At 32.2% G+C, this 24,161-nt stretch carries 22 protein-coding genes; 16 read left to right on the forward strand and 6 right to left on the reverse strand.

Annotated features, from left to right (window positions below):
• Positions 1-4: 4 nt before the first annotated feature.
• Both IR010_RS12605 and IR010_RS12610 read right to left on the reverse strand, forming a co-directional pair.
• Positions 5-2,170 carry an alpha-glucuronidase family glycosyl hydrolase gene (locus IR010_RS12605; protein ID WP_194604302.1) on the reverse strand — a complete coding sequence of 722 codons (2,166 nt, stop codon included), beginning with the start codon at positions 2,168-2,170 and terminating at the stop codon, positions 5-7.
• 157 nt (positions 2,171-2,327) lie between these two features.
• Complete coding sequence (locus tag IR010_RS12610; protein WP_194604305.1) at positions 2,328-3,374, reverse strand: LacI family DNA-binding transcriptional regulator; 1,047 nt, start codon at positions 3,372-3,374, stop codon at positions 2,328-2,330.
• A 221-nt stretch (positions 3,375-3,595) separates the two neighbouring features.
• Between IR010_RS12610 and IR010_RS12615 the strand changes: the two genes are divergently transcribed.
• Positions 3,596-6,226 carry a glycoside hydrolase family 3 C-terminal domain-containing protein gene (locus tag IR010_RS12615; RefSeq protein WP_194604307.1) on the forward strand — a complete coding sequence of 877 codons (2,631 nt, stop codon included), beginning with the start codon at positions 3,596-3,598 and terminating at the stop codon, positions 6,224-6,226.
• Positions 6,227-6,232: 6 nt separating this feature from the next.
• Here the strand turns inward: IR010_RS12615 and IR010_RS12620 are convergent, their stop codons facing one another.
• Complete coding sequence (locus IR010_RS12620; RefSeq protein ID WP_194604310.1) at positions 6,233-7,330, reverse strand: AI-2E family transporter; 1,098 nt, start codon at positions 7,328-7,330, stop codon at positions 6,233-6,235.
• Positions 7,331-7,813: 483 nt separating this feature from the next.
• Here IR010_RS12620 and IR010_RS12625 point away from each other — a divergent pair, with 483 nt between their 5' ends.
• Positions 7,814-9,397 carry a murein L,D-transpeptidase gene (locus tag IR010_RS12625; protein ID WP_194604313.1) on the forward strand — a complete coding sequence of 528 codons (1,584 nt, stop codon included), beginning with the start codon at positions 7,814-7,816 and terminating at the stop codon, positions 9,395-9,397.
• Positions 9,398-9,530: 133 nt separating this feature from the next.
• On the opposite strand, the gene IR010_RS12630 is transcribed toward IR010_RS12625, so the two are convergent.
• Complete coding sequence (locus IR010_RS12630; RefSeq protein WP_194604316.1) at positions 9,531-10,496, reverse strand: hypothetical protein; 966 nt, start codon at positions 10,494-10,496, stop codon at positions 9,531-9,533.
• 383 nt (positions 10,497-10,879) lie between these two features.
• Here IR010_RS12630 and IR010_RS12635 point away from each other — a divergent pair, with 383 nt between their 5' ends.
• The 12 genes from IR010_RS12635 (at position 10,880) to IR010_RS12690 (ending at position 20,466) form a co-directional block, all read left to right on the forward strand.
• Entirely contained in the window at positions 10,880-11,074 is a 195-nt protein-coding gene (locus IR010_RS12635; protein ID WP_194604319.1) for a hypothetical protein, read from the forward strand.
• Between the two features lie 54 nt (positions 11,075-11,128).
• Positions 11,129-12,838 (forward strand): tetratricopeptide repeat-containing sensor histidine kinase, encoded by a 1,710-nt coding sequence (locus IR010_RS12640; RefSeq protein WP_194604322.1) that lies wholly within the window; start codon positions 11,129-11,131, stop codon positions 12,836-12,838.
• 7 nt (positions 12,839-12,845) lie between these two features.
• Positions 12,846-13,514 (forward strand): response regulator, encoded by a 669-nt coding sequence (locus IR010_RS12645; protein ID WP_194604325.1) that lies wholly within the window; start codon positions 12,846-12,848, stop codon positions 13,512-13,514.
• A gap of 396 nt (positions 13,515-13,910) precedes the next feature.
• Positions 13,911-14,138 carry a DUF4236 domain-containing protein gene (locus IR010_RS12650; RefSeq protein ID WP_035667255.1) on the forward strand — a complete coding sequence of 76 codons (228 nt, stop codon included), beginning with the start codon at positions 13,911-13,913 and terminating at the stop codon, positions 14,136-14,138.
• Positions 14,135-14,377: an excalibur calcium-binding domain-containing protein gene (locus IR010_RS12655; RefSeq protein WP_029272850.1), complete on the forward strand. Its 243-nt coding sequence runs from the start codon at positions 14,135-14,137 to the stop codon at positions 14,375-14,377. The genes IR010_RS12650 and IR010_RS12655 overlap by 4 nt, the downstream gene beginning before the upstream one ends.
• A 12-nt stretch (positions 14,378-14,389) precedes the next feature.
• Entirely contained in the window at positions 14,390-14,785 is a 396-nt protein-coding gene (locus tag IR010_RS12660; RefSeq protein WP_029272849.1) for a hypothetical protein, read from the forward strand.
• 2 nt (positions 14,786-14,787) lie between these two features.
• Positions 14,788-16,056 carry an ABC transporter permease gene (locus tag IR010_RS12665; RefSeq protein ID WP_194604328.1) on the forward strand — a complete coding sequence of 423 codons (1,269 nt, stop codon included), beginning with the start codon at positions 14,788-14,790 and terminating at the stop codon, positions 16,054-16,056.
• Positions 16,057-16,060: 4 nt separating this feature from the next.
• Complete coding sequence (locus IR010_RS12670) at positions 16,061-16,957, forward strand: hypothetical protein (protein WP_194604331.1); 897 nt, start codon at positions 16,061-16,063, stop codon at positions 16,955-16,957.
• A 165-nt stretch (positions 16,958-17,122) separates the two neighbouring features.
• On the forward strand, positions 17,123-18,178 hold the full coding sequence (locus IR010_RS12675) for a type I restriction endonuclease (RefSeq protein WP_029272846.1): 1,056 nt from the start codon (positions 17,123-17,125) through the stop codon (positions 18,176-18,178).
• Between the two features lie 84 nt (positions 18,179-18,262).
• Positions 18,263-18,676, forward strand: coding sequence for a hypothetical protein (locus tag IR010_RS12680; RefSeq protein WP_194604334.1), 414 nt, complete (start codon positions 18,263-18,265; stop codon positions 18,674-18,676).
• 17 nt (positions 18,677-18,693) lie between these two features.
• A complete protein-coding gene (locus tag IR010_RS12685) occupies positions 18,694-18,903 on the forward strand; it encodes a hypothetical protein (protein ID WP_194604337.1) in 210 nt (69 codons plus the stop codon).
• A gap of 210 nt (positions 18,904-19,113) precedes the next feature.
• On the forward strand, positions 19,114-20,466 hold the full coding sequence (locus tag IR010_RS12690; protein ID WP_194604340.1) for a GH1 family beta-glucosidase: 1,353 nt from the start codon (positions 19,114-19,116) through the stop codon (positions 20,464-20,466).
• A gap of 14 nt (positions 20,467-20,480) precedes the next feature.
• Here IR010_RS12690 and IR010_RS12695 read toward each other — a convergent pair whose 3' ends face one another.
• Both IR010_RS12695 and IR010_RS12700 read right to left on the reverse strand, forming a co-directional pair.
• Positions 20,481-20,846, reverse strand: coding sequence for a hypothetical protein (locus IR010_RS12695; protein WP_194604342.1), 366 nt, complete (start codon positions 20,844-20,846; stop codon positions 20,481-20,483).
• A 365-nt stretch (positions 20,847-21,211) separates the two neighbouring features.
• Positions 21,212-21,841, reverse strand: a complete 630-nt coding sequence (locus IR010_RS12700) for a hypothetical protein (protein WP_051662776.1) — start codon at positions 21,839-21,841, stop codon at positions 21,212-21,214.
• Positions 21,842-22,168: 327 nt separating this feature from the next.
• Here IR010_RS12700 and IR010_RS12705 point away from each other — a divergent pair, with 327 nt between their 5' ends.
• Both IR010_RS12705 and IR010_RS12710 read left to right on the forward strand, forming a co-directional pair.
• Entirely contained in the window at positions 22,169-22,360 is a 192-nt protein-coding gene (locus tag IR010_RS12705; RefSeq protein WP_194604345.1) for a hypothetical protein, read from the forward strand.
• Between the two features lie 51 nt (positions 22,361-22,411).
• The gene (locus IR010_RS12710; protein ID WP_194604348.1) at positions 22,412-24,121 is read left to right on the forward strand and encodes an ATP-binding protein; all 1,710 of its coding nucleotides are present in this window, start codon (positions 22,412-22,414) and stop codon (positions 24,119-24,121) included.
• Positions 24,122-24,161 lie beyond the last annotated feature (40 nt).

Below are 24,161 nucleotides of genomic sequence, written 5' to 3' on the forward strand. Positions count from 1 at the left end.
ATAATTAATTTCCAGGTGCAAATGGAAATTTTAAGGATTGAAAATAGTCTAAAGATTGTGTTGTTTTTTCAACTCCTTTTGGCAATTCTTTGCCTGAAAACTGCTGAAAATAAAGCAAACAAGCATCGCGCCACCATTTTGCTTCTTTATATTGAATTTCTAATAACATCTGAACTTCTTTAAAGCGTTCGCTGTCAATATATTTTTCAGTTTTGTTCCAAGTATTTTGCATTTCCTGAACCTGATTTACACCTTCTTGATATTTTAAAGCTAAACCATTCCAAAGCGTTTGGCCATTTTTCAATTTATAATCCCAAGAAACGTGATGAAACCACAGTAAATCTTTTTCGGGACAGGTTTCTACATTATCAAAAATATTTCCTGCTTCTGGCGCATACTGTGCTGTGGCATTTGTTCCTGTTTTAGATCTGTCGAAACCAATTCCATTTTTATCGGCTTTATGATAGTAGGTCGGATTCCATTCTGGTCTTGATAAATTCGAAACCCACGGACCCGGCCCGTAATGATGGCCTGTATCCATAATGTGGTGCAAACCTAACGGAGTCATATAATTCACAACCGCTTCTCGAGATTCGATCATCATTTTTTTTACAGGTTTGAGAAAATTTTCATCGTTAGAAAAAGTACATCGCAGCCATTCATCTGCAATAACTTCAGAATCTAAATACGGATTCCACGCCAATCTTCCGAAACCGTACCAATTAGCCTGTGCAAAAGGATGTCCTGTCCAGTTTATATCATTTCCAATATTGGAAACCCCAGCAATTCCCGTAAGTTTGTGCGGATTTAATGAGCCGTCAATTACTTTAGCAACCGTTGAACCTTTACCTTTTTGATAGGTATCTGACTCTAAAACTTCCTGAAATAATTTTGGCAGAAAAACCAAATGCGTGCTAAAGCCTAAATACTCCTGCGTGATTTGAAACTCCATCATTAAAGGCGTTTTTGGCATTGCTCCAAATAAGGGATGAAAAGGTTCTCTAGGCTGAAAATCTATTGCGCCGTTTTTGACCTGTACAATAACATTATCTTTAAATTTTCCGTCATATGGCTGAAATTCGGCGAAAGCCTGTTTTGCTCGATCATTGGCATCATGCTCAGAATAAACAAAAGCGCGCCACATAATTACGCCGCCAAAAGGCGCAACTGCATCGGCGAGCATATTGGCGCCATCAACATGATCTCTTCCGTAATTTTGCGGACCTGGCTGGCCTTCAGAATTTGCTTTTACTAAAAATCCTCCAAAATCTGGAATTCGTTTATAAATTTCTTTAACTTTTTCTTTCCACCAATTCGCGACAGCGATATCTTTCGGATCAGCAGTTTTTAATCCTCCAATTTCTATAGGTGCAGAAAATCGGGCAGTTAAATAGACTTTTATTCCATAAGGTCTAAAAACAGCTGCTAAAGCTTCTACTTTTTCTAAATATTGCGGCGTTAGAATGAGAGCGTTTGCATTTACGTTAGTCAAAACCGTTCCGTTAATTCCGATTGAAGCGTTGGCCCTGGCGTAATCAATATAGCGCTGATCAATAAAATCGGGTAGTTTTTGCCAATTCCATAAAGAGAATCCTGCATAACCGCGCTCGACAGTTCTGTCTAAATTATCCCAATGATTTAAGATTCTGATGTTTGTTTTGGGAGCATCTACAATATTTAAATTTTGGATTGATTTATTGGTTTGAATCAATCTCAAAAAAGTATAGACGCCATATAAAACGCCAATATCTTTCTTGCCTGTAATAATGATGTATTTTTTATTTTTTAGAGCAGCCGATTTTATAATAAATCCTTCCTCGTTTATTTTTTCAAAATCAGCATTTAAAGTATTTTGAATTTCAGCATTTAAAGAAGATTTTGAACCTATAATAATTTTATTGTCTCCTTCTATTTTTGAAATAACATTGATTTTATTCCCTAACATGCCGGTCAAGCCTGTTTCCAATTCTCTTGAAGCAATTTTTGAAGTTTCAGTATTTTCTAAAGAAATAATTCCGTTAATGCTGTTGCTGTATTCAGCAACAAATGCTTGCTTGGTTATTTTATCATATTGAAGCCATAACTTATAATCCTTTTGAGCATAAATGGATAACGAAGCCAAAAGCAAAAAAATATGTAGCAATACAAAATGTCTCTTTTGATGGTTCATTAAGCTTAAAATTAAATGTTATATTTTTTCCATTTACACCTTTAGTTTCTATCAAACTTGCAATCGGTTGCGTAAAAATATAGCATTGTGTTTTAAGAAAAAAATTTTGAAGTGATTTTTTTCATTCAGCCTTTAAATAATAATAAAAAAAACGTGTTTATTTATTTCGGTTTGAAGAGGCTCTTACTACAACTTCTGTGTTTAAAAAAGTAACTTCAGTAATATTATCTTTTTTAGATTCAGAACTCTTTTTAGAAGATTTTAAATGATTTAATATTTTCTTAGCCGATGTCTGCCCCATTCTCACAGCGGGATGTGAAATAGTACTTAAACCTGGATCAATAATGGAAGCAATTGGATCATCGTTAAATCCAATAATAGCAATATCTTTCGGGATTTTTAATCCTCGCTTTTTCGCGACCTGAATGGCACCGACCGCTGCGGTATCATTTGATACAAAAATACCATCTGGGGGATTTGGCATGTCAAATAAGGAATTACTTGCTGACTCGCCATCTTCAAAAGTTAGTGCGGTATCTATTATAAGATCTTCATCAACAGTAAGATTGGCTTCTAACAAAGCATCAACATAACCTCTGCGGCGTTCGCTGTAAGTGTTTCTGTATTGTGAACCTGTAATGTGTGCAATTCGCTTGCATCCTTGTTCTATTAAATGCTTAGTTGCCTTATAGCCAGCCGAATAATTATCAATCATAACACGATACGTGTTAAAATCTTTGGGAACCCTGTCTACAAAAACCAACGGAATACTTTTATCTATAAATTTCTGAAAATGAGAGGTATCACGTGTATCCATCGCGAGTGAGCAAATAATACCGCAGACCCTGCTATCGTAGAGCACTTTCGATAAATTTACCTCATCTGTGTAAGAATCGTGGCTTTGGGTGATCATGACGCTATAGCCTGCCTTTTGTGCGGTTTCTTCAATACCGCTGATCAAGGAAGAAATAAAAGGCCTGTTGATTCTGGAAACTAAGACGCCAATTATTTTAGTTTGATTGCCACGCAGGCCAGCGGCTAAAGTATTTGGGCGGAAACCCATTTCTTCGGCTGCTTTTTTTACTTTTTTTATCGTTTTATCACTTATTGTATGATGATCCTTTAAAGCTCTTGAAATTGTCGAAGTTGCAAGATTTAACCTCTGGGCAATGTCATAAATGGTAACATCTTTACTCTCTTCCATAAAAAATTTAATAAATAAAATAATTCGCAAATATACGTTTTTTAAATCTACACTAAAAGCTGAAGGAGATCAACTGAATGTCATTTCTAAGATTTAAATTCTTACTTTTTTGCGATAAAATTAAATTATTTTTTCTTTCTTTACACAATCGGTTGCAATTAAATTTTATCTCATCATTTGCTTACCGGAATTCTAACTAAATTGACTAAAAATAAGATCCTATGAAAAAATTAGCTACTGCTTCTCGAATCCTTATATTTTTATTTATTTCAATTTACTGCCAAGCACAGGAAAAAAAAGAAAAATTCCTTTCTCAGGATACGAATTTAACCTTCGAAACCAGAGTAAACGATCTTGTTAGCCGATTAACTCTAGAAGAAAAAGTTTCTCAGATGCTGAATTCATCTCCGGCTATTCCGCGTTTAGGAATTCCGGCTTACGACTGGTGGAATGAAACACTGCATGGCGTAGCACGAACTCCTTTTAAAACTACTGTTTACCCGCAGGCCATTGCTATGGCGGCGACATTCGATAAAAACTCACTTTATAAAATGGCCGATTATGCTGCTCTGGAAGGAAGAGCCATTTATAACAAGGCTGTTGCTTTAGGCCGAACTAATGAGCGTTATCTGGGGTTAACCTATTGGACTCCCAACATCAATATTTTTCGTGATCCACGTTGGGGACGCGGGCAGGAAACTTATGGCGAAGATCCTTTTTTGACAGCTGTATTAGGAGATTCATTTGTTGAAGGTTTGCAGGGAGACGATCCAAAATACTTAAAAGCCGCCGCTTGTGCCAAACATTACGCCGTACATAGCGGGCCTGAACCTTTGCGCCACACATTTGATGTAGATGTAACGCCTTATGAACTTTGGGATACGTATTTGCCAGCGTTTAAAAAATTAGTAACCGAATCAAAAGTAGCCGGCGTAATGTGTGCCTACAATGCTTTTAGAACACAGCCTTGTTGTGCTAGCGATCTTTTGATGAATGATATTTTGCGCAAGCAATGGAAATTTGATGGCTACGTAACATCGGATTGCTGGGCGATTGACGATTTCTTTAAAAATCACAAAACACATCCTGATGCTGAAGCTGCTGCTGCAGATGCTGTTTTTCACGGCACTGATATCGATTGTGGTACTGATGCATACAAAGCTTTGGTACAAGCTGTTAAAAATGGCAAAATAAGCGAAGATCAAATTGATATCTCGGTAAGAAGACTTTATATGATCCGATTTCGACTTGGAATGTTTGATCCGGTTTCTATGGTAAAATATGCTCAAACTCCGGAATCTGTTTTAGAAAGTAAAGAACACGCAGCTCATGCATTAAAAATGGCACAGCAATCGATGGTTCTCCTTAAAAATGAAAACAACACACTGCCTTTCAGCAAAAAATTAAAAAAGATAGCCATTCTTGGTCCTAATGCTGATAATTCGATTGCTATTTTAGGAAATTACAACGGAACTCCTTCTCATTTGTCAACTGTTTTGCAAGGTATAAAAGAGAAAGCAGGAAAAGATACGGAAGTGATTTATGAAAAAGCCATCAACTTTACGAGTGATACTCTGCTCGTGTATTCTGATTTTAAAAACCAATATAATTTTGAAGGCAAACAAGGTTTTAAAGCCGAATATTACAATAATAAAAACCTATCTGGAGAACCCGTTTACACCAGAACTGAATCAGCAATTAATAATTTATGGCAGGAAGGCGAAGCTGTTGCAAAAGACATTAAGGCCAATAATTTTGCAGCACGATACACAACTAATTTCACCGCCAATCAAGACGGCAAAATTACATTTGAACTTACTGCAGATGACGGTTACCGCTTTATTATTAATGGAAAAGAAGTTTTAAATGCATGGACAAAAAATCGCTGGGGCGGACAAACTTTTCAATTAAAAACAACAAAAAATACAGTTTACAATTTAGTTGTAGAATATTGGCAGGGAGACGGAAAAGGAAATGTAGCGCTGCATGCAGGAAATTATCAAAAAACCGATTTCAATGCGCTGGTTAATCGCTTAAAAGATGCTGATGCTTTTGTTTTTGTCGGCGGTATTTCACCTCAGCTTGAAGGCGAAGAAATGAAAGTAAATTATCCTGGGTTTTCTGGTGGAGACCGTACTTCGATTTTATTGCCGGCTGTTCAGACTGATTTAATGAAAGCATTAAAAACAACAGGAAAACCAGTTGCTTTTGTAATGATGACAGGAAGTGCCATTGCCATTCCGTGGGAGGCAGAAAATATTCCTGCAATTTTAAATTCATGGTATGGAGGCCAATCTGCAGGAACTGCGGTGGCTGATATTCTCTTTGGAGATTACAATCCTGCCGGAAGACTGCCGATTACTTTTTATAAAGGCGATCAAGATTTACCTGCTTTTGTAGATTATAAAATGGATAATCGTACTTATCGCTATTTTAAAGGAACGCCTCAATACGGATTTGGTTACGGACTCAGTTATACCACTTTTAAATACGACGAATTAAAAATACCTGCTAAAACAGTCAAAGGAAAAACTATTTCGGTTACGGTTCGGTTAACAAATACTGGTAAAATCGCTGGAGAAGAAGTCGCTCAACTTTACATCATAAATCAAGATTTAGCTATAAAAGCACCTTTAAAAACTTTAAAAGGTTTTCAGAGACTTTATCTTAAAGCAGGAGAAAGCAAAACGATACACTTTACACTTTCTCCTGAAGATGTTTCGTATGTTACCGCAGAAGGTAATTATCAACAATATCAAGGCGAATTAAAAATAGCCGTTGGCGGTCACCAGCCGTATGAACCTAATCAAGCAACGAGCAATATTATCAGTAAAACTATTTTAATTCAATAACAAGATTTATTCATCATGCAACGGAATGTCCTCTTCAAGCAAAGGTTCATTTTCCGGCTCCTCATCAAGCCAGGCTATAAATAATTTATAACCTATTGAAAAGACAATTGGTCCAACAAATAATCCTATAAATCCAGACATTATAAAGCCGCCAATAACACCTAAAAAAATAATAAGCATAGGAACCATTGCGCCTTTTCCTAATAAAAGCGGTTTTAAAATATTATCTGAAAGTCCGCTTATAATAAAGTAGGTTGTCCAGAAAATAGCATAGACTGAGTTTCCTGTTGAGAAAAGATAAATTATAATTCCAATATTGATTATAAAAGGGCCAATTTGCAGGATTGAAAATATCAGGCATAAAAGAGTTAATAGTCCTGCATAAGGAATCTCTGCAAAATAAAGGCCGATTGCCTGAATAATAGTTTGAATAATTGCCACTCCAATAATACCTTTTACCACTTGATAGGTTGTCGAAACCAAAATCGCTAAAATTTCTTCGCCTTTATTTCCTGCAATTCTCATAACAAATTTAGTAGCCATTGTTTTGGCGGAAGTAGATACAAGCAAAACTCCCGCAATAACAACCGATAAAAGAAACTGAAGAAACGCCAATCCCGAACTTAATACTCCAGCCATAATTACTTTTGAAACATCTTTGATTTCCTCACCGTATTTTAGAAGACTGTTTTGCAGATCAGAAGATAATGAATCTAAAAAATTGTGCAAAGGTTTTCCGATTACTGGCCAGTTTTTGATATATTCTGACGGCGTGCTAATTTTGAGTGCTCCGTCTTCAAAACCGCGTTTTAATTCTAAGAAATTGGATGTAACTGAGTTTAGGAAATACAATACAGGCAAAATCATCAATATTATAATAGAAACTGTAATTACAATTGAAGCCAAAGTTTTACGTCCTCTAAAAACTCTCTGAAGAAAATTAAAAAACGGATGCAAAATGATCGCCAATATTACCGCCCAAATCATAGGCATTATAAAGGGCAACATTAATTTGAAACAAAAGCCGACAATCAGGAAAATAAAAAAAAGATGCAAAATAGTTTCAAAAAGCTCTTTCCGGTTAGTCATTTTAGAATTTTTCATTTTTATTGTTTTTGAGGGATATTGTTTACATACTTTTTTTTAATTCCGAAATTCTCCACTATCAAATTGGGATTGGCTCCAGTTCTACCCTTTCAATTGGTCTACGCCAAAGCTTAAAAAGCAGAATAATTATAATGGGCAAAAAGCATACTGCTGTCATAACGAGACAAATATCTTTATAAGCCAATAATATTGATGCCTGTGCAGTTTTGTTAGAAAGACTTTTTTGGCGCTGCTGACGCTTCTTAAAAATAAGTCTTTTTATGTTAAATAAACTTCTTTATTTTTCATTTCAAATTACCGTTCTCTTTAGAGTTAACGGCTAAAATTATATTTCCTTGATTTACTCGAAAATCTGAAAGATATTTTTTATAAATTTGATGTAGAAAATTTTTTTCTATAGCATTTACCCCAAGTCATTTTTTTTAAATTTCCCGTTTTTGTATCAATTTTTAAAAGACTTAGTAACGAAAAATATAAAAAATGAAAAATTTTACCCTTACTGCCATTTTTTTAATGAGTACTTTTTTCATCACTACTTTTGCTCATTCAAAAAATAATTTAGAAACAGCGAAAACTATCATAGCAGAACCAACTATAAACAGCGCTTCGATCGTTGCTTTTTTTAAAAAATACACTGAATTAAAGGAATACCAAAACGACGTTGCTGCACTATATACAAAAAAAGCATACAAAGCAATTTGGTATGATGGCAATGATATAAACGAATTTGGGCATTTGTTATATCATAAATTAAATTCGACTTACGAAGAGGGCGTTCAAATAAAGATTCCGTATAAAGATAAAATTGATGAAGTTTTTGATGAAGATTCAACTTCAAAAATTTCAGATTCTGACACTGAACTTCTATTAACTTCGATGTATATTTTATATGCAAAACATGTCTATCAAGGTATGGATGCGGCGGAACAAGATAAAATTCAATGGTATTTGCCAAAGAAAAAAATATCTTATCAAACCTTGCTCGATTCTATTGTTACTAATCCGAATTTATTTCAGAAAAATGATAAGGTACTTTTCAGTCAATATTATAAACTTCAGGAAGTACTGAAAAAATATCGAGCCATCGAAAAAAATGGAACATGGAATAAAATAGCTATGGATACGACTTTTCAAGATTTAAGACCTGATGCCACTTCACAAACCATTGCAGACATAAGACAGCGTTTGGCTGTTGTTGGAGATTTAGCCAAAGATTCTAAAAGCAATTTCTACGACCAAGAGCTAATGGATGGAATCATGAAATACAAAGCACGTTATGCCCTTAAACCAAATTATATCATTACAAAAGATTTTATAGATCAGATGAATGAGCCGATAAGCGACCGTATTAAAACGCTTATGCTAAACATGGAACGTTGCAGATGGATTCCGCCAACGTTAGAAAAGCAGGATGAATTTGTCATGGTTAATATTCCGTCTTTCATGCTTTATTATGTTAGAAACGGAAATTATGATATTGTTTCGAATGTTTTTATCGGAACTCCATTAACTAAAACTGTAATTTTTAGCGGTCAGATCGATCGTATTGTTTTTAGTCCGTATTGGTATGTGCCGAGCAGTATAATTAAGAACGAACTGAAACTAAAAATGGCTGAGGATAAAAATTACCTAGCCGATCATAATATGGAATGGAACGGCGGGAATGTCAGACAAAAACCGGGTCCACAAAATGCTTTAGGTTTGGTGAAATTTATGTTCCCAAATCCGAATGACATTTATATGCATGACACGCCATCTAAAACCTTGTTCGGATTTGAAAAACGCATTTTCAGCCACGGATGTATTAATGTTGAAAAAGCAAAAGAATTGGCTATTTCTATGTTAAGAGATTATCCAGACTGGCCAGTTGAAAAAATTAACGCAGCAATGAGCGGTGAAAAAGAAACACCTTGTATGCTTAAGAAAAAAATTCCGATCTACATTGGTTATTTTACGGCTTGGGTAGATCGAGATGGTCAAATTGGCTTTTTTCCAGATGTTTATGATAGAGATACTCATTTGAATAGTATTTTATTTCCGGAGGATACTGGGTTTAAGAATTAAGAAGTAAAAGAGTTAAGAACAAAGAGAAAAGAGGAAAGAGGAAAGAACAAAGAGGAAAGAACAAAGAGGAAAGAACAAAGAGGAAAGATTAAGATTATATAAAAACCTCCAAAATTAGTTTTGGAGGTTTTTTTTATTCCTGCTTTTTATTATTGATGTATTTATCTAAAATATATTTTGTAACAGGTTTTAGCGGACTATTGTTTTCAGGATGCCTTCCATGACTATTAAAAAAATCTACACCATTTCCTCTTTTCGCATACCAAATAATTGCATTATGATTTTTATCAAAATAAACTGTCGTATCGCAAATCTTTACTTTCTTAAGGCCAACTAAATTTTTATCTAGCACCTCAACAGGATTGGCTGTTATTAATCCTTCTCCTTTAAAATTACAATCTACAATTTCATAGTGATCACCTGACCACTGCATACATTCTTTTTGTCGCAAGGCTAAATAAATAATTAAACATAATCCGAAGAGAATAGTAATAATTACTGCATATCTTACTCTTTTGAATATTGATTTATTGCCTACAGTAACAAAAGTCGATAGTATGTTTGGTATTGGTTCAGCTTCCTGACTTTTAAATAGTTCTGGTTTTTCCCTAACAAAATCTGTTGTTGAATCATTTAAAGTTTCTATTTCTAGTTGATCCCTCAAAATATCAGAAGAAATATCTTTATCAAAATTAGTAAGTCTCAACTCATTTATCAATTCTAAATCTTCCTTATCTATTTTTTTCTTAAACTCATTAAAAGGTCTTGGCTGAAGATCTACAAGTATTGCTGCCAATCGAATAGTATCTTCGGCTGGCTTCTCTGTTTTTCCTAAAAAAAACCTCTTAACGGCTTCTAATTTATTCAGCTCTTCTTCCCCAAATAAATTTTTTTTATCCTTATCAAATGGAAAATCAAAGAAAGATTCAAAAGTAATTAAGTCTTCTTTATTAGTATTTGATGTAAATCTTTTGATACATAAATTTCTAAGATTTGCAGTAGTTGGCGAACTTAAATTATTTGAATAATCCCCTTCAATTTCTTTTTCATATTTAGCTTTTATAGCTTTTCTGTAATCTTCAAAAGTAAAGTTTGACATACACATTTGAACTTTTTAAAACTTTTTCTAAAGCACTTTATTCTACTTTTTACGACTTCTTATGACTTCTTAGAACTTACCTCGACTTTAAAAAAATACATTAGACTTTCCTGACTTTCTGACCAATCCAGCGTTAAACTCCATATAAATTTGCCTTAACAAAATTAGTTAATGTTTTGGTCTGCAGGTCAAAAACAAATGTACAAAACTAGTTCTATTAAAAGTACGGAAAACCGTAAGACGGAATTTATCTGGGAAGTATAAATGAAAATCTTACTGTTCTACGCACTTCACTTCCCAAACAAAACTTGGTATTGCCATTTAACAAATTTCGGAAAAGTTCCGAACGGCCCTACCCATGTCCAATTTTTAAATCTAAAAAAATGAAAACATTATATTTATTGGGAGCGTGCGCGCTATTGTCAACTACATTATTTTCTTGTACAGCTGACGAAGATACGACAGAAAACAAAGCTGCAACTGAGGTAAAAAAAGCGGTAAGTCCTACACTGCCATCTTATGCTGATGGTCCAGATGATGATCCGATTAAGGTACCACCACCGCCAACTAAGGACTAAATAAAATTAGTTTTACTATAAATTTAATTAGTAAATTCGGGGAAAGTAAACTTTATGTTACGATCCCCGTTTTTATATTTATTTATTTTTCTTTTTCTTCTTTCCTGTGAGGAAAAAACGGGATCTATTAGTGGTAAAAACTCTCTAAATAAAGAAGCCAAAGCTTTTCGAGAAAAAGGAATAACAAATCTCGAAAAAGAAAATTTTAATAGCGCCTTTTATAACTTCAATAAATCAAAAATAGCTTTTGAAACGCTAAAAGATAGTGCCAATATCGTTTACAATCTAATTCAGATGGCTTCTATTCAGCAGATCAATGGCGATTATTATGGAAGCAAAGAAACGTTGACTGAAGCATTGCCTTTTGTTACAAAAAAAAATGTTTACAGTGCTTCTATCAATAATTTTTTCGGAATAGCAGATAAAGAACTTGCTATTTATAATGATGCAATCTATTATTATAAAGAGGCAATTAAAGACTGCACTGATTCCATATCAAAACAATCTCCATTAAATAATATCGCAGTTGTTTATATTCAACAGAAAAAATATGATAAAGCGATCCTTATTTTAGAATCTATTTTAAGCAAAAAAATATTAAACGATAATTCGCTAAAAACAACCAAAGCCAGAGTTACAGATAATCTGGGTTATGCTTATTTTAAAAAGGGAATTAACAACAAAGGTTTTTTGTTGATGAATGAAGGTTTTGATTTAAGAAAAGAAATAAACGATTCCTATGGCACTCTTCAAAGTAATCTTCATTTAGCCGAATATTTTATTAATACAGATCCAAAGAAAACAAATCAATACGCATTAGATGCTTATAATGAGGCAACAAAATTAAATACTATTGATGAACGTCTAGATGCATTATCGCTTTTGATTTCAAATAATTATAAAAATCAAAGCACTAAATATGCAAAAAAATACATCACGCTAAGTGACAGCATTATAAAAATCCGCAACAACTTTAAAAACAAATTTGCCAAGATTAAATACGACTCTAAAAAAGAGAAAGATGAAAACCAGAAACTTCGTTTAGAGAAAGCTGAAAATTTATTAGAACTTCAGGAAGCAAAATACCAAAGAATTTTGTTTGCCTCCGGAATCATTATATTATTCTTCGCCTTAATTTATCTGAGAAAATACTATAGAAATAAAAGCAGAGTCGAAAAAATAAAAACGGCGTATGATACTGAAACCAGAATTGCCAAAGATATTCATGACGAATTAGCGAACGACGTTTTTCATGCCATTACGTACACGCAGACACAGCCTTTAACTAACGAAAGTTCTAAAGAAACCTTACTACAAAAACTAGATCATATTTACAATCGAGTCAGAGGGATTTCACGAGAAAACAATGATATAGACACTGGTGCTAATTATCCGAATAATTTAAAAGAAATGCTTTCGACCTATAATAGCAGCAACACAAATGTTATTATTAATAATATAGAAAAAGTAAATTGGGATTTGGTTGAAGACCTAAAAAAAATTGCAATACAGCGCGTATTGCATGAATTGATGGTCAACATGAAAAAACATAGTGAGGCTTCTATCGTGGTTGTAAAGTTTGAAAGCAACTCAAATATTTTATTTATAAACTATACTGATAATGGAAAAGGCCACGAAAAAACACAAATTATAAAAAATGGTCTGCAAAATATGGAAAACCGTATTCTGGCAAATAAAGGAACTATTACTTTTGACACTGAACCAGATAAAGGTTTTAAAGTAAAAATAACGCTGCCTAAATAAAAGCCATATGTTTAAAAAAGTAATAATTGCCGAAGATCTCGACGTGATGAATTTAGGAATTCAACAAGTTTTAAAAGATTTGAATATAGTAGATTTTCAGCATTCAAAATTTTGTGACGAAGCATTTTTAAAAATACGCGCTGCAATTCATCAAAATGAACCTTATGATTTATTGATAAGCGATCTTTCATTCAAAGCTGATCATCGCAAAGCAGAAATTGTTAATGGAGATGAGCTTGTTCAAAAAGCTCGCGAACTGCAGCCTAACATTAAAATTATAGCCTATTCTGTAGAAGACAAAAGCTACCGAATCAAATCTCTTTTTGATAATGCAGGAATTGATGGTTTTGTATTAAAAGGCTTAAATAGTATCGAAGAGCTTAAAAAAGCGATCAATATTATTTCGAGTTCTGATCAAAAATTTATTTCACCTGAAATTGCTTCTGCACTTCATGAAAAAAACAATTATGAAATAGACGATTTTGATATTTTAATTCTAAAACATTTATCATCTGGAACACCACAAGACGATATTATAGTTATTCTTAAAGATTTAGGCTTAAAACCGAGCAGTAAAAGCGCCATGGAAAAAAGACTTTCTAAACTCAAAGACTTTTTTAAGGCAAACAATACTGTGCATTTGGTTTCTATTGTAAAAGATATGGGGATTATTTAGATCTCATTCCTATTATAAATTTTTCAAGCTCCTTCGGGAGCTTTTTTTATTTCTTGAAGATAAAAATTACGGATTATGGATTTCCGTAAAATACTGGTTTTAAATAGGTTTAAGTTTGAATTGTTAAATCAATAAAATTTAAAATTATGAAAAAATTAGTCGTTTTGTTTAGTTTATTCTTCTTAGTTCTAGGAGGCAGTATTGAAGCCCAAAGTGGCCATTACAAAAGTGGAAAAGGTAGTTCTCATAAAGGAGGAAAGTACAAGAATTCAAGTACTAATAACCACTATAAAAAAAGAAAATAATACTCTTGACTTCGATTGACATGAAAAAAGGAAACGTCAAAAGAAGTTTCTAAACAATAAAAAAAACTTTAATTAACTCAACCTAAAAATCATGGGCTTTCGATTTCAAAAAAGAATTAGACTTGGAGGAGGACTTGGATTAAACATTAGCAAATCTGGAATTTCTCCAAGTTTAAAAACAAAAATAGGAACATTTAGCAAAAATGGATATTCAACAAGAACTGGTATTCCTGGAGTACGATATCAAAATAGCGGATGCATGTTAGTTTTTGCATTCATTGGGGCATTAACATCTTTAATTTATATTATAAAATCATGAAAAATAGAATAAAATATACCTTAATATTTTTATCCCTAATAATATTAGGAGTAGTAATCTCATGTTCGGAGTCAGCAGAACCTTTAGGTACTCTACCTAGCTCAAATTGCCCAACAAAAACATGTGGCGATTTTACCTCTCAGGCTCAAGCACAAGCTACTTATAACAGTAATAGATCATGTTACAAAAATCTAGATGGTGACAGTGACGGAATTGCATGTGAAAACTTATCTAAATAAACATCTTAAACCATGATAACAATAGAACTAAAAAGCCATTTTTTGCGATTATATCAAATGGCATTATCTGACGATCAATTTGATGTATTAGAACTGCAAATGATGTATCATTTTGCTGATGAAAGAGGAATTCCGCGTGAAGAACTGGATAAACTTTTTTTAAATCCGATTAATACGGAACTTCTTATTCCTGAAGAATTAAATACAAGAATAGAGTATTTATATGACTTTACGCGTATCATTTGGGCAGATGGAAAAATTACAGATGACGAATTAAATATGCTTAAAAAATACTGCAGAAAATTTAATTTTCTCGACGAAAACATCAACGATTTATCTAATTATCTCATTGACTGTGTTCAGAAAAACATTCAAAAAGAAGAAATTATCAATCAGCTAAACTCTTAAAAATGAAGTCACTTACACAATTATTTAGCTTGAAAAAAGTAGAAGATGCGCCAGCAAATACTTTTGGAGAAGATGAAAATGACAGAGAACAAATAAGAATAACCTATTATCAAAGTGGTTTTGCTGCATCAGTAAAGGCAACGGGAAAACCTATTGTTCTAAAAGCATGCCTTCAAAATTTATATATGAGTTTTGAAGATCAATGCCGAAAACAAAAACTAGAACAAGACAGATTAAAACAGCCTTACAGAGAAGAACAGGAAAAAAGCAGAACTGAACTTAAAAAATCTGAAGCTGCAATTGGTATTTACGAAAAGAAAGAACAAGATATAAACGATGAAATCGATCAAATAAAAAGTGACATTATTGAAGTCAAACGCAATCCTGATAAATTCGGAATTGAGGATGGGAAAGGATTAAAAGCGCAATTTTATATCGGATTATTTTTGCTACTGCCGATAACGCTTTATTTATTAGTATTTTATATCTCAGCATCATATTCAGCTTTTTTCAAAGAATTTTCAAATGATAGTTTAACAGCGGCCATTTTTGACGCAGATGCGCTGACAAATTCTTTTATGGCAAGCTGGCTCGAGGGTGTTTTAGTAATCACGATTCCGTTTGTTTTTATGGGTTTGGGCTATATTATTCATATGGTACAAAAGAGCAAAGGAATTAAAAATGTCTTCAGAATGATTGCCTTGTTTGCAACAACATTTTTGTTTGATGCATTACTGGCTTACATAATAGAAAAGAAAATATATGAATTCAACAAAACAACAGAATCTTCTCCATATGATTTAAATATCGCGCTTGGCGAATCTGAATTCTGGATGATCATATTTGCTGGATTTGTAGTGTATATTATTTGGGGACTTGTGTTCGATTTTGTTATGAAAGAATTTGAAAACATTGATAAAATCAGGGCTTTTATTAGAGGTAAAAAAGAAAATTTATTAAACCTAGAAAAATTTAAAACAGAGTACATTAATAAAATCAATGATTTTAAAGAGCAAATTGTTACTATAAATGGGAAGATTTCAGAACTTCAATTAAAAATCGATGGTTTTGTGTTTCCAGTAAAGGAGTATCTGCATTATCATCATCAATACAAAGAAGGATGGTTTCAAGCCATTAATACTGAAATCGCTTTACCTCATAAAGAAAAAGTAGAATTGCTCGAAGGATGCGAAAATCTATCCGAAGAACATCTTGGAAGACTGAATTTAATCGATCCTGATTTTCAACATTTAGTATATTTTAAAAACTAATATTATGAAAAACACTTTACTAAAAATGGCAATGTCGTTGTTATTGATTTTATTTTTTTCATGCAAGAAAGATTCTGATAAAGAAGAAAAAGAAATTCCAGTTAAAAATTCTGTGGCAGAACATTATAACATCAGTATACTTCTTGATTTATCAGATCGAATAAGTTTAGAAAAAAATGCTAACCCAACGATGGAATATTATCAAAGGGATTTGGGATATATAAAGTCAGTTTCCGAAGCTTTTACAGAGCATTTAAAATCAAAAAGGATAAGACAAATGAATGATAAAATGCAATTATTTTTTAATCCTGAACCAAAAGATCCAGAGATAAATTCAATTGCTGAAAATTTAAAAATTACTATTGATAAAAATAATGCCTCAAAAGAATTTTTGAATTCAATTACCAAAAATTATGCGTCTAGTACATCAAAAATTTACCAGTCGGCTATAAAAGACAACAATTATATTGGTTCAGACATTTGGAGTTTTTTTGACAATAAGATACAAGATCAATGTATCGACAAAAAATACAGAAACATACTTATTATATTAACTGATGGATACATGTTTTACGATAATACTGTCATAAAAGAAGGAAATCGCACATCATACATCACTCCAGAGTTAATTAGAAAAAATGGATTAAATACTGTAGACTGGGAGAAAAAATTACACGACCAGGATTTTGGTTTTATCAAAACGAATGATAACTTATATAATCTTGAAGTTTTAGTTGTCGGAATAAATCCGAGCAAAAGTAATCCTTATGAAGAAAAAGTGATTCGCACATATTGGAGCAAATGGTTTACTGAAATGAAAATAAAACATTTTGAAATCAAAAATGCTGATCTGCCATCTAATATGGATAAAATAATTAAAGATTTTATTTTAGAGAAATAATAAACTCAAAACGATAGGTGTAAAAAGAGGAAATACAATGTCCTCTTTTTTTGTTTTAAATTCATATAATAAAACTTCATTATAAAATATCTCAATTACGGATTTCCATAAAATACTGATTTTGATTGGTTTTACATTTGAATAATTAATTTAAACTAAAAACCAATGGAAATTAATATTCAACTTAAATCATTAGCAGATAAAATTAATCAGCTTAAAAGTAAAATTGAAACTGAAGAATCTACAAAGCATGCTTTTGTACTGCCATTTATACATGTATTGGGATATGATGCTTTTAATCCACTTGAAGTTGTTCCTGAGTTTACTGCTGATCTGGGACTGAAAAAAGGCGAAAAGGTAGATTATGCCATCTTTCAGAATGGAGAACCAATTATAATTGTAGAATGCAAAAGCTGGAAAGAAAAACTGACCATACATAATTCACAATTATTTAGATATTTTCATGTTACTAAAACTCGTTTTGCTCTTTTAACAAATGGTATTCATTATCAGTTTTTCACTGATTTAGATGATCAAAACAAAATGGATCAAAAACCATTTCTGGAATTTGATATTACAAATCTCAAAGAAAATACTATCAATGAAATTGCAAAATTTCATAAAGCAAACTTTAATGTTGATAATATCATAAGCAATGCAAGTTCATTAAAATATATTAAAGAAATTAAAAAACTAATAAGCGCAGAGTTAGAAAATCCTTCAAACGATTTTACAAAACTTTTTGCTAATAAAGTATACGCAGGCAGACTTACTGAAAAAGTGGTTGATGAATTTAAAGACTTAGTTCAAAAATCAGTAAATCAATTTATTAATGATAAAATTAATGATCGATTGAATGCAGCTCTTACTAAAGAAACAATTAAACAGCAGGACGAAGAAGTTACAGCAGTTGAAGATGACAATAAAATTAATACAACTGAAGAAGAATTAGATGCTTATCGTATAGTAGTCGCAATCTTGAGACGAAAATTACCAACAAACAGAATTGTACATCGCGATACACAATCTTATTTCGGAATTTTGTTGGATGATAATAATCGTAAACCTTTATGCCGACTTCATTTAAATGGAGGCAAAAAATACATCAGTCTTTTTAACGATAATAAAAACGAGACAAAGTTAGCTATTTCGACTATCGATGATATTTATCAATTTGAAAAAGAATTGCTAGAAACTGCAGCGCTTTATGAAACAGAATAAAACACATTAATCACGTATAAATACGCTTTCAAACAATACTAGTTCCAACTACTTTTATCGAATACGTACCCTTATACAACGCCTATGCTAAAAAACTACCTGATTTCTCTTATTTTATTCGTTACAATTTCCTGCCAAAAAACAGATGGGCCGCCTTCATCTCAAATTAATACATTTTATAAGGAGGTAATTACTGCTGACGACCGCAAAGTAATTACTGCAGAAGAAGCAAAAACCTATCATGTTGACAAAAAATGCAAGTATGAATACAGAACCGGAAAATGTGGCCATTATGAATATAATTATGATGTAGTAGGCATTAATGTAAAAGGAGATTCGGTTTCTGGAAACATTAATATCGAAGGAAAGTACGGTGCCGGAATTTTGATTTCTGATTCGATAAAAGATCTCGAAATTAAAGCAGAGTGGATTGGATACGGAAAACTCAAAGCAACGGACCAAAAAGGAAATGAATATTATTTGATCGTACATCAATGATCACCAAATCTTATCAAATGAAAAAACTGACAATCGTGTTTTTTATTTTGCTGACATCTTTTAATACTGTTGAAACAAAAGTATATATCTGCGGTCCAACGGGAGCAAAAAAGTATCATTACAGCGAAAACTGCCGAGGTTTAACAGCCTGCCGGCATCAAATAACAAAAGTTTCCGTGGCTCAAGCCCAAGGCTACGGACTCACACTTTGCGGATGGGAAGATTAGTCGTGTTGGTTAAAATTTATATTTAATCATTTGATAATAATCACTTTACAATAAATTCACATTAGTTTTATTAATTTGAGTAAAACTAAATGTTATGAAATTCTTCAATCTAAATTTTTTGGTTTCATTCAAAGAATGGCTTTTTTTAAGAGCTATGCATTCTACTTTCCTTCATTAATAATTACAAGTTTAAAAGGAAAGTACATTTGAATGAATAAAGTTGAAAACTCATTTTTGCATAAAGACCAATTTGGAGACGATTTCTTGTGGGGTGTCTCAACTGCTGCTTTCCAAATTGAAGGGGCACATGATGCTGACGGAAAAGGCGCTTCAATCTGGGATGTTTTTACATCTCAAAAAGGAAAGATTAAAAATGGTCATCATGCTATAACCGCTTGTGATTTTTACAATTCGTATCAAAGCGACATCGATTTAATAAATCAATTAAATATTCCGAATTTTAGGTTTTCCATCAGCTGGACTCGAATCATGCCAACCGGAATTCATCCTGTAAATCAAGCCGGAATTGATTACTACAATAAAATCATCGATTCTTTACTTGCACAAGGCATAGAACCTTGGGTAACGCTTTATCATTGGGATTTGCCTAACGCGCTCGAATTAAAAGGCGGATGGACCAATCGCGAATCGGTTTCTTGGTTTTCAGAATATGTCGAAGTTTGTGCAAAACATTTTGGAGATCGCGTAAAAAATTGGATGGTGATTAACGAGCCATCTGTTTTTACAGGAGCCGGGTATTTTTTAGGCATTCACGCACCAGGAAAAAAAGGAATAACAAATTATCTAAAAGCCATGCATCACGTTACTTTAGCTACTGTTGCCGGCGCAAAAATACTTCGCGAAAAAGTAACTGATGCGAATATCGGAACTACTTTTTCCTGCACTCACATTGAGCCTTTCTCTCAAAACCAAAAAGATATTGAAGCCGCAAAACGTGTCGATACTTTACTAAACAGAACTTTTATAGAACCGCTTTTAGGTCTTGGTTATCCGCAGAAAGATTTGCCTGTTCTTAAAAAACTCAATAATTATATTTTAAAAGATGATCTAAATAATCTTGCGTTCGATTTTGATTTTATTGGTCTGCAATGTTATACACGAGAAGTCGTAAAATCTTCATTATTGATTCCGTACATAGGTGCCGAGTTAATCAGCGCTGAAAAAAGAAACGTCATAGCGACAGATATGGGTTGGGAAGTATATCCTCCTGCCCTATACAATATCTTAAAAAGATTTAACGAATATCAAGGCATCAGGAAAATTATAATTACTGAAAATGGTGCTGCTTTTCCAGACACCGTTACAAACGGAAAAGTATACGATATTAAGCGAACACATTACATTCAGGATCATTTAGAACAAATTCTAAAAGCCAAACAAGACGGTTATAGTGTCGATGGTTATTTTGTATGGAGTTTGACTGATAATTTTGAATGGGCAGAAGGCTACAGCGCCAGATTTGGATTAATTCATGTTGACTTTGAAACGCAAAAAAGAACTATAAAGCAATCTGGATTTTGGTTCAAAGATTTTTTAGCTTAAAACTGATATGAATATCAATTAAATCTAAACGGATATTGCTGTTTTAAAATTCCGATATGAATCTTGCCATTCTGTTTTAAATGAGCTGTTACAAGAACAAATTTTTCTTGGGGATAATTTAAATCATAACTAAAGGTTGTATCTTTTACTTTAACCTGAAGAAGATGTTTTCCCTCATCTGATATTGAAAGTTCTGCTGTTTCATAACTTGGCATTTCATTTGTTGCCTTTAAGTTAATCTCTTGAATTTTCTTTTTATCCAGAAATACTTCCAGTTTTAATTTATCCAGTTTCATATCTGTTGGCTGTTCAAACGAGACAACATATTTTTTACAGCCAAAAGTGCATAAAACAATTAATAGTAGGAGAAGCTTTTTCATAAAATATTTTTTTGAACTGATAGTTACGATCAAAATCTTTTATAATTTTTTATAAATATAAATAATTTTATGATAATTAATGACCTAGAAAAAGGTATGTTTTTTTGTCATTAAAATTAGAAATTGCCCACCAATAAATTCAAGAAAAAAATCTGTTTTTAAAGCAAAATAAACGCTTATTTCATTGATTTTATTAGGTTTATAAATTATTTTTCCTTATCTTTATAGTATAAATAACAGTTAATATATGCCAAAAAACAAACTTTTTAAATGCCTGAATTACTTCTTAAAAAATTATTCTTTTTACCTTCCAAAGCATTCTATATTTCAAAATGCTACCGACTTTCATTTAGAAAGTATTCTGTCTAATCTTTTTTCTGCACAAAGTATAAACACGCAGAAGTCACGAGAGCAATTGCTCCAATTCCAATCGTAATTATTTTTTGCGGATACATTTTCTGAGCCATTATTTTAGAAAATTTAGTTGCAAAATCAAAGAAAAGATTTCCTTTTTCAGGATGTTCTTTCGATTCTTCATTTTTATTTTCCACCAAAACAACTTTTTCTATGCCTTCATTCTCTCTTTCAACAATTACATCTTTGCCTATTTTTTCAATTCGTTTCGGCTCTTCAATTCTATACTTTTCATTAAACTTTTTAAAAGGACGCGGTTGAAAATCGACCATAATTGCGGCAAGGTTTATTGCATCAATATTTGATGGATCTGTTTCACCTTTAAAAAAGGTTTCAATAGGTCTAAACTTATCTTTTTGTTCTTTAAACTTATTCTTTTTGGTGTGATCAAAATCTAAACAAAATAAATTTTTAAAAACATTTAAATCATCCTGTGTTGGGTTATTCTCGAAAATAAGCCAGCACAAATCGCGGAGTTTTCCGCGCGAAGGACTGAACAAATAATCAAAATGTACTCCTTCTTTTTCTGTCTCGTATTTAATCTTAATCTCTTTTTTATATTCTTCTAATATCGTATGCATGGTATTTTTTTTAGGAATTTTTGGGAATTCATGGGAATCTCAGGAAAACGTGGGAATTCTGGGAATCCCTTATCTACAATGGTATAAAAGCGCCTTTACTTTGCCATAGAAATTAGTTCAAGTTTTGTCTGCAGACTAAAACAAAAATATAAAACTAGTTCTAATTAACAGTGTGGAAAACCGTAAGATTGAGTTTATTCGGGAAGTATAAATAACATCTTACAGTCCTACACGCTCTACTTCCCAAAATCAATTTGGTATTGTCTCAATAGACTCTGGATCATTCCGGACAGCAATACCTATGTCTAATTTCTAAATTAAATTAAAATGAAAAAACTATTACTTTTAAGCGCTTTTGCGTTGTTATTTACTATATTTTCTTGTACCGCTGACGAGTATGAAACGCAGCCAAAAAAGAAAACAGAAAAAATTGATCACTTAAAATCAACTCAGGCTGATGATGGTCCTGGTGATACAGGTCCTAAGACACCGCCACCGCCACCGCCAACTGATGAATAATATATATTTTAGTATCAAATTAATTACTATTTTCGGGGAAAGTAAATTTATATGTTACGGTCCCCTTTTTTTTGTTTTATCATGCTGCTTTTTCTTTTTTCCTGTCAAGAAAAAAAGACCGTTAATACTAACACAAAACCCATTCGAAAAGAAGCATTTAGCTTAAGAAATAAGGCGATTTCAAATTATGAAAAACAGAATTTTAACACTGCTTTTTATGAATTTAATAAATCAAAAATACTTTATGAAACTTTAAAAGACAGTGCTAATATTGGCTATATTCTTGTTCAAATGGCAGAAATTCAACAAGTAAATGGAGACTACTATGGCAGCAAGGAAACAGTAACGGAGGCATTACCTTATGTAAAAAAAGACAGAGAATATTTAGGTGTTATAAATAATAGATTAGGTATAGCTGATAAAGAACTTTCTCTTTATAATGACGCTATTCTTTATTATAAGAAATCATCAAATCAAATAACAGATCCCATAGAAAAACAAATTCCATTAAGTAATATTGCGCCAATTTATATCCAACAAAAAAAATACAACAAGGCGATTATACTTCTAGAATTAATTTTAAACAAGAATTCTTTTGAAGATAAAGCGAGAGCGTCTATCAAAGCTAGCATAAAAGACAATTTAGGTTACGCATATTTTAAAAACGGAATGGATGAAAAAGGCTTCAATTTAATGAAGGAAGCTCTTAAAATAAAAAATAAAATTAAGGATACCTACGGAAGTATTGAAAGCTATCTGCACTTGGCCGATTACTATGCTAAAAAAGACATTCAAAAATCAGATGAAAATGCTTTTGCTGCTTACAATATTGCTACAAAACTAAATAGTGTTGATGAAAGATTAGAATCGCTTCAAATTATAATTTCAAATAATCACAGCGAGAATCACAGCAAATATGTACAAAAGTATTTTACTTTAAACGACAGTATTATTAAGATTAGAAATAACTTTAAAAATAAGTTTGCGAAGATTAAATACGATGCTAAAATAGAAAAAGATGAAAACGCAAAACTTCGTCTAGAAAAAGCAGAAAACCTATTATCGCTTCAAAGAGCCAAATACATGCGGATTGTATTTGTAATTGTTTTTGTTTTTTTAGTCATTTTAATAGCGATTTTGATCCGTTATTATAAAAATAAAAACAAAGTCATTGAATTTAAGACTTCTTATAATACTGAAACCCGAATTGCTAAAAAAATCCATGATGAGTTGGCAAACGATGTATTTCAAGTGATTGCTTTTGCAGAATCTCAGCCCTTATCTAAGGAAAGCACTAAAGAGAATCTACTCCAAAAATTAGACGACATTTACGGACGTGTAAGAGGAATTTCGAGAGAAAATAATAGAATTGAAACTGGTATAGATTTCACCAATAGCATAAAAGAAATGCTTTTGGCTTATAATACAAGCGAAAGAAATATCATTGCTACTAATTTAGAAAATATAAACTGGGAAGTTATTGATGATACAAAAAAGATTACCATTAGTCGAATTTTACAGGAATTAATGGTAAATATGAAGAAACACAGTACAGCAAGTTTAGTTCTTATAAAATTTGAAGGTGATCAAAAATCAATTTTAATAAACTATACTGATAATGGTAAAGGAGCCGAAAAAAGTAAGATGATAAAAAATGGTCTCCAAAACATGGAAAGCCGTATTCAGGCTGTTAAAGGAACCATTGATTTTGATACAGAACCTGGAAAAGGGTTTAAAGCAAAAATAGCCATACCTAAGTAAAGATAATTCAAGTTTAATCTTCTCTAATAACTACTTATTT

Origin of the sequence: Flavobacterium sp. MR2016-29, assembly GCF_015350695.1 — a bacterium.
In the GTDB taxonomy this organism is placed as follows: domain Bacteria; phylum Bacteroidota; class Bacteroidia; order Flavobacteriales; family Flavobacteriaceae; genus Flavobacterium.

Coding starts and splice junctions, on each gene's coding strand:
- IR010_RS12630 (WP_194604316.1), bottom strand. CDS start 10,496: ATGTCAAACTTTACTTTTGAAGATTACAGAAAAGCTATAAAAGCTAAA.
- IR010_RS12695 (WP_194604342.1), bottom strand. CDS start 20,846: ATGAAAAAGCTTCTCCTACTATTAATTGTTTTATGCACTTTTGGCTGT.
- IR010_RS12605 (WP_194604302.1), bottom strand. CDS start 2,170: ATGAACCATCAAAAGAGACATTTTGTATTGCTACATATTTTTTTGCTT.
- IR010_RS12625 (WP_194604313.1), top strand. CDS start 7,814: ATGAAAAATTTTACCCTTACTGCCATTTTTTTAATGAGTACTTTTTTC.
- IR010_RS12615 (WP_194604307.1), top strand. CDS start 3,596: ATGAAAAAATTAGCTACTGCTTCTCGAATCCTTATATTTTTATTTATT.
- IR010_RS12685 (WP_194604337.1), top strand. CDS start 18,694: ATGAAAAAACTGACAATCGTGTTTTTTATTTTGCTGACATCTTTTAAT.
- IR010_RS12700 (WP_051662776.1), bottom strand. CDS start 21,841: ATGCATACGATATTAGAAGAATATAAAAAAGAGATTAAGATTAAATAC.
- IR010_RS12660 (WP_029272849.1), top strand. CDS start 14,390: ATGATAACAATAGAACTAAAAAGCCATTTTTTGCGATTATATCAAATG.
- IR010_RS12665 (WP_194604328.1), top strand. CDS start 14,788: ATGAAGTCACTTACACAATTATTTAGCTTGAAAAAAGTAGAAGATGCG.
- IR010_RS12635 (WP_194604319.1), top strand. CDS start 10,880: ATGAAAACATTATATTTATTGGGAGCGTGCGCGCTATTGTCAACTACA.
- IR010_RS12710 (WP_194604348.1), top strand. CDS start 22,412: ATGTTACGGTCCCCTTTTTTTTGTTTTATCATGCTGCTTTTTCTTTTT.
- IR010_RS12610 (WP_194604305.1), bottom strand. CDS start 3,374: ATGGAAGAGAGTAAAGATGTTACCATTTATGACATTGCCCAGAGGTTA.
- IR010_RS12690 (WP_194604340.1), top strand. CDS start 19,114: ATGAATAAAGTTGAAAACTCATTTTTGCATAAAGACCAATTTGGAGAC.
- IR010_RS12675 (WP_029272846.1), top strand. CDS start 17,123: ATGGAAATTAATATTCAACTTAAATCATTAGCAGATAAAATTAATCAG.
- IR010_RS12645 (WP_194604325.1), top strand. CDS start 12,846: ATGTTTAAAAAAGTAATAATTGCCGAAGATCTCGACGTGATGAATTTA.
- IR010_RS12655 (WP_029272850.1), top strand. CDS start 14,135: ATGAAAAATAGAATAAAATATACCTTAATATTTTTATCCCTAATAATA.
- IR010_RS12670 (WP_194604331.1), top strand. CDS start 16,061: ATGAAAAACACTTTACTAAAAATGGCAATGTCGTTGTTATTGATTTTA.
- IR010_RS12680 (WP_194604334.1), top strand. CDS start 18,263: ATGCTAAAAAACTACCTGATTTCTCTTATTTTATTCGTTACAATTTCC.
- IR010_RS12620 (WP_194604310.1), bottom strand. CDS start 7,330: ATGAAAAATTCTAAAATGACTAACCGGAAAGAGCTTTTTGAAACTATT.
- IR010_RS12705 (WP_194604345.1), top strand. CDS start 22,169: ATGAAAAAACTATTACTTTTAAGCGCTTTTGCGTTGTTATTTACTATA.
- IR010_RS12650 (WP_035667255.1), top strand. CDS start 13,911: ATGGGCTTTCGATTTCAAAAAAGAATTAGACTTGGAGGAGGACTTGGA.
- IR010_RS12640 (WP_194604322.1), top strand. CDS start 11,129: ATGTTACGATCCCCGTTTTTATATTTATTTATTTTTCTTTTTCTTCTT.